The 10,553-nt window shown below is 56.6% G+C and carries 13 protein-coding genes; 11 read left to right on the plus strand and 2 right to left on the minus strand.

Annotated elements, in window-relative coordinates; genetic code table 11:
- The first annotated feature begins 48 nt into the window (after window positions 1-48).
- Entirely contained in the window at window positions 49-2,181 is a 2,133-nt protein-coding gene (locus HKD32_RS06830) for a prolyl oligopeptidase family serine peptidase (RefSeq protein WP_061933252.1), read from the plus strand.
- Window positions 2,182-2,321: 140 nt separating this feature from the next.
- Here HKD32_RS06830 and rpsU read toward each other — a convergent pair whose 3' ends face one another.
- Complete coding sequence (gene rpsU / locus HKD32_RS06835; protein ID WP_007283570.1) at window positions 2,322-2,525, minus strand: 30S ribosomal protein S21; 204 nt, start codon at window positions 2,523-2,525, stop codon at window positions 2,322-2,324.
- Window positions 2,526-2,714: 189 nt separating this feature from the next.
- Between rpsU and def the strand changes: the two genes are divergently transcribed.
- From def to HKD32_RS06855, 4 genes are read left to right on the plus strand one after another with little or no spacing between them, the layout of a single operon-like run.
- Window positions 2,715-3,227 (plus strand): peptide deformylase, encoded by a 513-nt coding sequence (gene def, locus HKD32_RS06840; protein WP_061933250.1) that lies wholly within the window; start codon window positions 2,715-2,717, stop codon window positions 3,225-3,227.
- A complete protein-coding gene (locus HKD32_RS06845) occupies window positions 3,224-3,712 on the plus strand; it encodes a MarR family winged helix-turn-helix transcriptional regulator (protein ID WP_023942766.1) in 489 nt (162 codons plus the stop codon). Before def ends, HKD32_RS06845 begins: the two co-directional genes overlap by 4 nt.
- Window positions 3,709-4,407, plus strand: a complete 699-nt coding sequence (locus HKD32_RS06850) for a response regulator (RefSeq protein WP_010503917.1) — start codon at window positions 3,709-3,711, stop codon at window positions 4,405-4,407. The genes HKD32_RS06845 and HKD32_RS06850 overlap by 4 nt, the downstream gene beginning before the upstream one ends.
- Window positions 4,385-5,752, plus strand: coding sequence for an ATP-binding protein (locus HKD32_RS06855; RefSeq protein WP_061933248.1), 1,368 nt, complete (start codon window positions 4,385-4,387; stop codon window positions 5,750-5,752). Before HKD32_RS06850 ends, HKD32_RS06855 begins: the two co-directional genes overlap by 23 nt.
- A gap of 9 nt (window positions 5,753-5,761) precedes the next feature.
- Here the strand turns inward: HKD32_RS06855 and HKD32_RS06860 are convergent, their stop codons facing one another.
- Window positions 5,762-6,334 (minus strand): outer membrane protein assembly factor BamE, encoded by a 573-nt coding sequence (locus HKD32_RS06860; RefSeq protein WP_010503914.1) that lies wholly within the window; start codon window positions 6,332-6,334, stop codon window positions 5,762-5,764.
- Between the two features lie 109 nt (window positions 6,335-6,443).
- Between HKD32_RS06860 and HKD32_RS06865 the strand changes: the two genes are divergently transcribed.
- The 6 genes from HKD32_RS06865 to HKD32_RS06890 all read left to right on the plus strand — a co-directional run.
- Window positions 6,444-7,025, plus strand: a complete 582-nt coding sequence (locus HKD32_RS06865) for a YceD family protein (protein WP_061933246.1) — start codon at window positions 6,444-6,446, stop codon at window positions 7,023-7,025.
- 152 nt (window positions 7,026-7,177) lie between these two features.
- Window positions 7,178-7,381, plus strand: coding sequence for a 50S ribosomal protein L32 (rpmF, locus tag HKD32_RS06870; protein WP_010503912.1), 204 nt, complete (start codon window positions 7,178-7,180; stop codon window positions 7,379-7,381).
- Window positions 7,382-7,444: 63 nt separating this feature from the next.
- Complete coding sequence (gene plsX, locus HKD32_RS06875) at window positions 7,445-8,554, plus strand: phosphate acyltransferase PlsX (protein ID WP_010503910.1); 1,110 nt, start codon at window positions 7,445-7,447, stop codon at window positions 8,552-8,554.
- 5 nt (window positions 8,555-8,559) lie between these two features.
- A complete protein-coding gene (locus HKD32_RS06880) occupies window positions 8,560-9,528 on the plus strand; it encodes a beta-ketoacyl-ACP synthase III (protein ID WP_061933244.1) in 969 nt (322 codons plus the stop codon).
- Between the two features lie 71 nt (window positions 9,529-9,599).
- Window positions 9,600-9,923 carry an integration host factor subunit alpha gene (locus HKD32_RS06885; protein WP_010503906.1) on the plus strand — a complete coding sequence of 108 codons (324 nt, stop codon included), beginning with the start codon at window positions 9,600-9,602 and terminating at the stop codon, window positions 9,921-9,923.
- Window positions 9,916-10,553, plus strand: a 638-nt coding sequence (locus tag HKD32_RS06890) for a MerR family transcriptional regulator (RefSeq protein WP_194257770.1), incomplete at its 3' end; no start/stop codon positions are given. The genes HKD32_RS06885 and HKD32_RS06890, both read left to right, overlap by 8 nt.

Genomic DNA, 10,553 nt, shown 5'->3' on the forward strand with positions numbered 1-10,553 from the left:
CCTTTACGATGCCGTCATCATCCTAAATGGCGGCCGAAAGGATCTGGCATGCGCCCCTCCGCACTGCGGGCTCTCTGTCTCTTACTTCCTCTTTTCCCTCTGGCGTCTTCTGCGCACGCAGGCACCCAAAACTCTCCGCAGGTCCCGCCCCGCGCGGAGCTTGAACAGGTTGATGGCCCGACTGCCCTGCACTGGGTCAAAGCGGAAAATGCCACAACCCAACAGGCTCTTGCATCGGATCCACGATACAAGCCGCTCTATGAGCGTATCCTTGCTGCTCAACAGTCTCCAGACCGTCTTGCAACACCAACCCAGATGGCAGGAGCGATCTGGAATTTCTGGCAGGATAAGGCCCATACACGTGGCATATGGCGAAGCACGTCCATAGCGGATTTCCAGTCAGGACATCCGGTCTGGAAAACACGTTTCGATCTGGATGTGCTTTCCAGGTCGGAACATGCCAACTGGGTCATGGAAGGTCTGAACTGCCTTGAGCCGGAAGACCGGCGTTGTCTGATGGGACTGTCCAACGCCGGTGAGGATGCGCACGAACTGCGGGAGTACGATACCTCTACCGATCGTTTTGTCTCGCAAGGCTTTGCTTTACCGAATGGCAAGCAGGCCGTGGCATGGCTCGATCAGGATACGCTTCTGGTATCCCGCGACTGGGGCACTCAGGACGCTGGTCTGACGACTTCTGGTTACCCTTATGTTGTCCGTGCCCTGAAGCGGGGTCAGTCACTCCTGCAGGCACAGGAAGTTTTCAGGGGGACGGCAAGCGACATGGAAGTCGCTCCCATGGTTCTGCGGGACGGGCAGGGGCACCAGCTTCTTCTGATCGATCGACACAAAGATTTTTTCCATAGTGATGTGGAAAAAATTGATCCGAAAACTCTTCATGTCAGCCAGCTTCCCATGCCGGAGAAGTACGATGGCCTGAGCTATCAGGATGGCCAGCTGGTTTTCCACCTTCTGCAGGAGTGGAAGACGGCACATGGCCGTATTTCGGCTGACAGTGTCGTCGCAATCAATCCTGAGCATCCGGGAGAGCCAGAAGTCATCGTGTCTCCGACATCTCGTCAGACGATTGGAGACGGGATGGAGGGTGCAATAGCGACGACCAAAGACGGGCTGATTGTGGTGTTGTACGATAATGTGCAGCCAAAGCTGATGCTTTATCGCCGGAGCGCCAGCGGGCATTGGGCCGGACGAACCATAGAGCTTCCGCAGAATATGGCTGCGACGATTGTTTCGTCAGATCCCAGAAGTTCGAACGCATACCTTCAGTTGGAAGGGTTCATTCAGCCACCACAAATCTGGAGCGTCGATACGGCCCAGCAGACCACGCGCCTGCTTTACAGTCAGCCACATCTTTTCGATGCGTCCAAACTGACTGTCGAACAACAGTTCGCGACCAGTACGGATGGCACGCAGGTTCCTTATTTTATCGTTCATGCCAAGGACTGGACGAAGAACAGTCTCAATCCGACACTGATGACAGCTTATGGCGGTTTTGGTCTGTCCTACCTGCCTGTCTACCATCCTGATCTCGGAATTACGTGGTTCGAGCGCGGTGGGGTGTATGTCATGGCCAATATTCGCGGCGGTGGCGAGTTCGGTCCGGCCTGGCACGAAGCAGCCCGCTATTCAGGGCGGCAGCATGCGTATGACGATTTTGCGTCCGTTGCTCGTGATCTGTTTGCCAGAAACATCACGTCGCCCAAACGGCTGGGAATCCGTGGTCGCTCCAACGGTGGTCTGTTGATGGGGGTTGAGTTTACGCAGCACCCTGAACTGTGGAATGCGACCATCATCGGCGTCCCGCTTCTGGATATGCTCAACTACGAACATATGGCGGCTGGTGCCTCATGGGCTGCAGAATACGGAAGTGTCTCAACATCCGAAGGAAAGGGCTTCTGGGAGAAAACCTCTCCTTTACAGGCGCTCAAGCCAGATGTGCATTATCCGGTGCCGTTCATCTTTACCTCTACGCGTGATGACCGCGTTGGACCTGTGCATGCCCGCCTCTTCGCCGCGAGGCTTCAGAATCTGCATGTACCGTTCTTCTATTATGAGGATACGGAAGGCGGCCACGCCGGTACCGTCAATGCGGCCGAGGTTGCCCATGAGAGGGCGCTGGAGGCCATCTACCTCAGCAAGCGATTGATGGACCCTCGCTGACCTGAGCATCACCCATGCTCTTGCCTGATGAGGCGAGAGCATGGGTGCAACGGATGTCGCATAATCTCAAAGAGTAATAAAAAAAGCCGCTCCCTGAAGGGTAGCGGCTTTTCTCGTCCGTTCAGATGACGGGAAGGACTTTAGAAGCCTTCACGCTCCAGACGCTTGCGCTCCATCTTGCGGGCACGACGAACAGCTTCTGCTGCTTCGCGGGCGCGACGCTCGGAGGGCTTCTCGAAGTGGCGACGCAGCTTCATCTCGCGAAAAACGCCTTCGCGCTGCATCTTCTTCTTGAGCGCCTTTAGCGCCTGGTCAACATTATTGTCACGAACGAGTACCTGCACGGTGCCGTCAACTCCTTCTGGGCCCGCCTTTAGCGTCACCCGTGATATGGCAATCCAATTGGGATGGAGCCCTTAACACACTCTTTTGGCGGTGTGCAATTCATTCGATGGTTCTTGTGCGGATTTTTATCTGTGCGCAGTCTGCCCGCGATTTCTGCGTTAATAAGCTGTCACAGAGAAAGGAAGCTCATGGCTCTGCTTAAAATTGCCCGTATGGGTCACCCTGTCCTGCATCAGGTGGCCGAGCCCGTCAGTGATCCAAAATCGCCGGAAATCCGCCGTCTTATAAGTGATATGCTGGAAACGATGGCAGATGCACGAGGTGCTGGACTGGCTGCCTCGCAGGTTCATGTCCCCTTGCGGATGTTCGTTTATCACGTTCCTGCAAACAGGGTGTCGGACCCGGAACAGGCAATGCTGCCCCGCGTTCTCATCAATCCGGAAATTACTCCTGTCGGTGATGAAATGATGGTGTGCAGTGAGGGATGCCTCTCGATTCCTGGCCTCAGAGGCGACGTACCGCGATACGCAAAAGTCCGGTATCGAGGACTGGATGAAAACGGTGATCCTGTGGACGGCGAGGCCGTAGGCTTTCATGCCAATGTTCTGCAGCATGAGAATGACCATCTTGATGGCGTGCTGTATCCGCAGCGCATTCAGGACTTCGCACGCTTTGGTTATGTGGAGGAAATGGTTCGGTGACAGCGCGGCCGCCTGAAGGGCCTTCCTCTACCACAGCGCATCTTTACCTTCGTGAAGAACAAATCCGTCAGTCTTATGAATCCCTCATGCTGGCCTGGCGGAGCCTGAATTCTGAATGTGAGGCTTTCCTGAGGGAAAATGGCCTCGGTGCTGCGCATCACAGAATTCTTTTTCTCGTTGCAGCGCATCCTGGCATTACGCCGAGTGTTCTGCTCACCAGTCTTGGGATTACCAAACAGTCTCTTGGGCGCGCTTTGGGTGATCTGCGGGAGCGCAATCTTCTCATTCAGGAGGAAGATCGCCATGATCGCCGCAAACGCCCTTTGAAACTGACACCTCATGGAGAGGCGATCGAACGCCAGCTTTTCCAATTGATTCGTGAAGCCATGACGCGGGCTTACCGGGAGGCTGGAGTGACAGCCGTGGAAGGGTTCAAGCGCGTCCTCTCTCCTCTGCAGATGGCTCCGGGAGGGGGCTTTCGATGAGCGATGAACATATTCTCGTTGTCGATGACGACCAGCGCCTTCTAAGGCTTCTCCAGCGATACCTCGCGGAGAATGGGTATCGGGTTACCACCGCGCAGGATGCCGTACAGGCACGGGACGTCCTGAAACTCATCCAGCCGGATGCTCTTGTTCTCGATGTGACCATGCCAGGAGAGGACGGTTTGTCCCTCACGCAGTCTTTGAGAGAAGAGGGGCTGTCTTTACCCATTCTTCTGCTGACGGCTCGTGGCGAACCGGCTGACCGGATCGATGGTCTGGAGTCTGGGGCAGATGACTATCTTGGAAAACCTTTCGAACCGCGGGAACTCCTGCTGCGCCTGAGAGCGCATCTCAGGCGTGTGGTGCCCGCCTTGTCACCTGTCACGGAGGTCCCATCCGTTCTCAGGCTTGGTCCTCTGGAGTTTGACGTTGAGCGCGGACTGCTGACTGGACCAGACGGGCCGGTTCATCTCACGGGTGGCGAGGCAGCCCTGCTGGGCGTCCTTACCACCAGACCGGGGGTCGTGATGTCTCGTGAAGACATTGCGAAAGCTCTGGATATGGACGAGATCGGCGAGCGCGCCGTTGACGTGCAGGTCACCCGTCTGCGTCGTCGTATTGAAGCTGACCCCAAGGAGCCCAGGTTCCTGCATACTGTTCGTGGAAAGGGTTATGTTCTCAAACCCGGACTCTGAGGAGCGTTGGGGTAAGCTGGACCGGCCGCTCAGGCGTGTGTTGCCCCGCTCCCTGCTGGGGCGCTCCATGCTGATCGTACTGATCCCGCTCCTGGTGACGCAGGCCATCGTACTGGTGCTGTTTTACGGAACGTACCTGAATGTCGTCTCCCGGCGCCTTTCAGATGGCATTACCGGTGAGATCTCGCTCGTCATTTCCATGCTGGAGCGCACGCCTGAAGCAGACCGGCGCGAAGAACTCCTGAAAGACGCAGCGGCGAGAACCCAACTTCAGTTCATTTTTCATCCTCATGCCACTTTGAGGCGGGAAGGGACGAATCACGTTCTCGGCCCGATTGACGATGATTTTGAGCGTGCCCTCAAGCAGGGCCTTGGTCGCCCGTTCTTTGTGGACTGGTCTGCCGCACCGGAGACGGTCCGCGTCTCTATCGGCCTGCCAGATGGGATGTTGGATGTTCTGACGCCTCACAAGAGACTGAGCATCGGACCAATCTGGATGTTCCTCGCCTGGGCATTTAGCAGCTCAGCGTTTTTATTCCTGATTGCCGGACTGTTCATGCGCAATCAGGTCCGTGCCATTCGCAGACTGGCAGAAGCAGCCGAATTGTTCGGTCTGGGGCGTGATGAGGGGGCAATCCGCCCTCAGGGAGCCCGTGAGGTGCGTCAGGCAGCCATTGCCTTCAATCGGATGCAGGAACGCGTCAATCGCTTCGTAGCGCAACGGACGGCCGTTCTGGCCGGTGTTTCCCACGATCTTAGAACGCCACTCACCCGTCTGCGTCTGAGTATGGCCATGCTGCCCACTAAAGGAATGATCCGCGCCGAGGACATTCAGCCGGATGTTCACGATATGGTGGCAGATATTGAGGACATGGAGCGCCTGATTGGCAGTTACCTGTCCTTTGCACGTGGCGAGGGAGCGGAAAAGCCGGTTTTGACCGATATTCGCGCCCTGATCGAGGACGTCGCTGTCGCAGCTCGGCGCGCGGGTGGCCGGGTGCTGAGTGTAGAAGGCAAAGAAGGCGTAGAGGTGCCGGTGCGCCCGGATGCGCTGAAACGGGCTCTGACAAATCTTGCAGACAATGCACGACGACACGGCGGAGCCATGCGGTTTTCGCTGTGGGAAGGGGAGCGCCGGATCGAGATTACGGTCGAAGATGACGGCGGTGGTATCCCGGCGGACCGTCGAAAGACGCTTCTTGAGATTGGTAGTTCAGGAAATAACGGCGGTACTGGTCTGGGGCTGACCATCGTCCGGGACATTATTCATGCCCATGGTGGCACCATCAGGCTGCTGGAAAGCCCTCTTGGCGGACTAAGCGTGCTGCTCAGCCTGCCAAAATAGCCAGTCAGATCAGGGCAGCGTATTGCCTGCGCCGCCATTGCCGGTACCCTGGTTGCCCAGCGGTCCCTGGCTGCCGCCAAAGGTGCTGCTCATGTTGCTCATTGGGTTGTAACGGCCAACGTTGCCTAACAGCTGCTGGATGACAGAGGTTTTTGTTCCTGGTGTTGGGGTCTTTTCCCCAACCATGCCAACGCGGATGCCATCTTTGCGATTCAGCGTATCCAATTTTCGCAGAACCCCAGAGTTGTCGAAATTCAGAACAACGACCTGTTGTTTGTCGACCGATGGAAAGCCCAGTGGCGTCGGAGACGTAATCATGGACACGTAGATCCACGTATTGTCATCGAATGTCGCATGGGCGGTCGGAGAGCCCATGGCATCCAGAACATCTGAACGCGTACTGGTTCCCGGTACAAGCTGGGCGTAATCCGCCTTTTCGATTAGCGATCCGCGAGGTTCGGGAATCGGGCTGAAGAAGGAGCATCCTCCCAGCAGAAGCGGAGCACAGGCCAGGCCAGACAGGCTCAGGCGACGCAGAAGAGGTGTTCTGCTTTTTGCCGTCGGAAAAGATGCGTTATTCATGGAACCGGAAACTATCCTGTGCAAGAGAACCGCTCAACCCAGCGCGTGCCTTAAACGGAACCCGCCTGTCAACGATTTCCCCCATGATGATCGGGGGTGGAGTGCTCAAATGTCCAATACTCCCGAATTTTCCCGCCGTATTCCCCTGAGTCGGCTGGGATCGGGTCTGGAAGAAACGATTACGGCAACAGAGCAGGAGCGTGAGGCTCTGGCTCGGCGTTTCGGTATTCCTGCCATCCAGCATCTGGAATGCCGCTTCCTCCTGACGCCCGAAGACAAGACGCACATTGTTGCGGAAGGACGTCTGTCAGCCAGAGTGACGCAGGTCTGTGTCATTACGGCAGAAAAATTTGACGATGTTCTCGCAGAGACATTTGTTCTTCGCTTCATTCCTGAGTCGGAAATGCCGGAAGACGAGTTCGATATCGATTCCATTGATCTTGAAGGCCCGGACGAAGTTCCGCATGACGGGCGTGGTCTCGATATCGGTGAAGCCGCGGCCGAGCAGCTTGCCCTGATGCTGGACCCTTATCCACGCAAGCCGGGTGCTGGTCTCGAAAATGCTGTTGACGTTACGCCCGCAGAAGGGGAAGAAGAGGTCGGTCATTCTGATGACCTGCCAGAGTCAGAGCGTCGTCCGAACCCGTTTGCGGCGCTGGCGACCCTGAAGAACGGGGATAAAAAAGAATAAAATCCCCAGCTTTGGCTTGCGGGTTTCCGTTTGCTCTGCTAGAGCCGCCCGCCTGAACTCGGCGTAAATACGAGACGACGAATAACGGGGCACCGCATGCCGCTGGGAGCGGAGAGGGTGCCGACACAGAAGCAGAAAGAGGCATAAAAGCCATGGCCGTCCCCAAAAGAAAGACCACGCCGTCCCGTGCCGGTATGCGTCGCAGCCACCATGCCCTGCAGGCTGAAGCCCATGCGGAATGCGCGAACTGCGGTGAGCTGAAGCGCCCGCACCACGTTTGCAGCCACTGCGGCCATTACGATGGTCGTGAAGTTGTTGCAGCAGGCAAGAGCCTGAAGACGGCCGTCCGCGCCTGATCTCTTCTGCGGGCACCCTCAAGGCGTGCCCGCATCTGCGATGCTGTCCGGGAAACTGTCTTAATGTCTAAAGCGCCTGTCGCGTCTGATCGTGACGTCGCGGCCCCAAGGCCCTACGCCCTCGCCGTCGACGCAATGGGAGGAGACAGGGCACCGGATATCGTTCTTGCCGGCCTCGAACTGGCCGCAGACCGGCATCCGACAGCCAGAGTGCTCCTGATCGGAGATGAGGTGGCTCTAAAGCCGGCTCTGGCACGATACCCAAAAGCTGCCCGTATCTGTGACATCCGTCACGCCCCTGCTAGCATTTCCATGGAAATGAAGCCGACCGCAGCTCTGCGCGTCCGCGGCTCATCCATGCGTCTTGCAATGGAAGCTGTCGCATCTGGTGAAGCACTCGGAGTGGTCTCCGCTGGTAACAGTGGTGCCATGCTTGCTCTCGCCAAAATTATCGTGAAAGCTCTTCCAGGGATCTCCAGACCTGCCATGGTGGCTGTGCAGCCATCGTCGCGCGGTGATAGCGTGATGCTGGACCTCGGGGCGAATATTGCTTGCGATGCCCGCAATCTGGTTGAGTTTGCGGTTATGGGCGAAGCTTTCGCGCAGGCAGCGCTCGGTCTTCCAAGACCTACGATTGGCCTTCTCAATGTCGGTTCCGAGGATCTGAAAGGCGACGAGCGTCTCCGTCAGGCCGCTGAACGTCTGCGTGAAAGTGTGCTGGCAGAGCAGTTCCACGGTTTCGTGGAAGGGCATGACATTACGGCTGGCACGACGGATGTCGTTGTGACAGACGGCTTTACTGGAAACGTTGCTCTCAAGACCGGTGAAGGTGCGCTTAAGCTGGCTTTCGGTCTGCTGAAAAATGTTTTCCAGACCAATCTGCTGACGCGCATAGGATATCTTCTGGTCCGTCCTGGACTGGAGCGCATGCGGGAGTGGATCGATCCGCGGCGCTATAACGGGGCAGTCTTTGTCGGGTTGAACGGCATTGTCGTGAAGTCTCATGGTGGCGCTGATGGCGAAAGCTTTGCCTCTGCCATTGATGTCGCTATGGACGCTGTTACCCATAACCTGAACGACAAGATCCGCGCCCGTCTGGATCAGCTTGGCATGCTCGGCGCCGACACCGACGCAACGCCTGCCAATGCGGTCGCTCCAGAACCTGTGAGCTGAAAACTATGCCCGGTCCTCTTCGTGCCCGTCTGACAGGCGTTGGTGGATATCTGCCCCGCACGGTTGTCACCAATGACGATCTTGCCCAGAAAATCGACACGTCCGACGAATGGATCCGGGCCAGGACCGGCATCACTCAGCGGCATATCGTTTCAGGCGACGAAACGACAGCATCCATGGCCGCAGAGGCAGCCCGTCAGGCTCTTGAGCAGGCTGGTGTGAATGCCGAAGAGGTTGATGCCATTCTGGTTGCGACCTCGACGCCGGATCATGTTTTCCCGGCTGTTGCTACACAGGTGCAAGCCCTCCTTGGCATCACTAAGGGCTTCGGCTTTGATATCAGTGCCGCCTGTTCTGGATTTGTGTATGCGCTCGCATCCGCCAATTCTTTCATCCAGTCGGGGCTGGCGAAGAAGGTTCTGGTCATTGGCAGCGAAGTGTTCTCGCGCCTGCTGGACTGGAACGACCGTACAACCTGCGTGCTTTTCGGAGACGGTGCTGGTGCTGTCCTTCTGGAGGCTGGAGCCGAAGACGGTGAGGGTGTTCTCTCAACCCATCTGCACTCCGATGGGCGATCGGGCGACATTCTTTATGTGGACGGCGCTGTCGGCTGTTCGGGTACGACGCAGCATCTCAAGATGATGGGGCGCGAAGTGTTCCGTCATGCGGTCGTCAAGCTTTCACAAGCTGTTGATGAAGCGCTGGAAGCCAATAACCTGACGGGTCAGGATATTCAGTGGCTCGTCCCGCATCAGGCCAATCTTCGTATCATTGACGGGATGGCCAAGAAACTGGCCCTGCCGTCCGATCGGGTCGTGGTGACAGTAGATCGTCACGCCAATACCTCGGCTGCATCCATTCCGCTCGCTCTCAACGAAGCTGTCCGTGACGGACGTATCCAGAAGGGCGATCTCGTTCTGATGGAAGCTCTGGGCGGTGGTCTGACCTGGGGATCCGCGCTCGTTCGCATGTGAGTGCATCCCGGTCTTTCAAGGTTAACGATTGATTCCTTTGACTGTTCTGAACGTCATGATACGCATGTGTCATGAGTACAGTCACGCGCGCGAATCTTGTCGAGCACATCTATAGCCGTGTTGGGCTGTCCCGGCACGATTCCTCCATGATTCTGGAAAGTGTACTGGAGAAAATCTCCGGGACGCTCGAGACCGGAGAATCCGTGAAGCTGAGTGGCTTCGGGACGTTCTCTGTTCGCCAGAAAGGGGAGCGTATCGGGAGAAATCCCAAAACCGGCGTAGAAGTCCCCATTCTTCCCAGAGCCGTACTGGTCTTCCGACCGTCCCAAATTCTCAGGGACCGGATGAACGGTATCGTTAATGAGGCTCACGGAGTGGACGACGCGGATGACTGAAAATTTGTCGACTTCAGTCAATGAGGCTGAGCAGGATCAGGAAAACCTAAATCCTTCCAGGGCAAAAAAAGGTCCGGAAGCATACCGCACCATTAGCGAAGTTGCAGAAGAGCTCCATATTCCGCAGCACCGTTTGCGCTCATGGGAAACCATCTATCCCGGTGTAAAACCTTTCCGCGGGGAAAGTGGTCGGCGGTACTACAATCCGGAGCACGTCGAAACACTTCGGCTGATCTCTGATCTTCTGTATGTTCAGGGCTACAAGGGACAAGGTGTTCTGCGTGTCCTGCGAGAGCGCAAAGCGAGAAAAGCTGCTGAACATCCCGTTGCGGTTCCGCATCCGGTGGCATCGGCTCCAATTGAGCATTTTCCAGCCGTTGACGATCTGCCTGTAGAAACGACTACGGAAGACATTTCGGCCACTCCGGTTTCATCTGTTGATGATATTGCGTTTCCGGAAGCTCCTTCGGACCGTCTTCATGTCTCTGACCCAGTTGTGGATGATGTTGTGGTCCTGTCCTTTCATGAAGAGAAGCAAGACTTGAATGCCTCGGAACCGGAGATGTCTCCGGAAGAAGAAAAAGCATCTCATGTGCTTGACGAATGCCTGACAGGAATTACGCCGCCCGA

It is taken from the genome of Gluconobacter japonicus, assembly GCF_015244665.1.
Classification (GTDB): Bacteria; Pseudomonadota; Alphaproteobacteria; order Acetobacterales; family Acetobacteraceae; genus Gluconobacter; species Gluconobacter japonicus.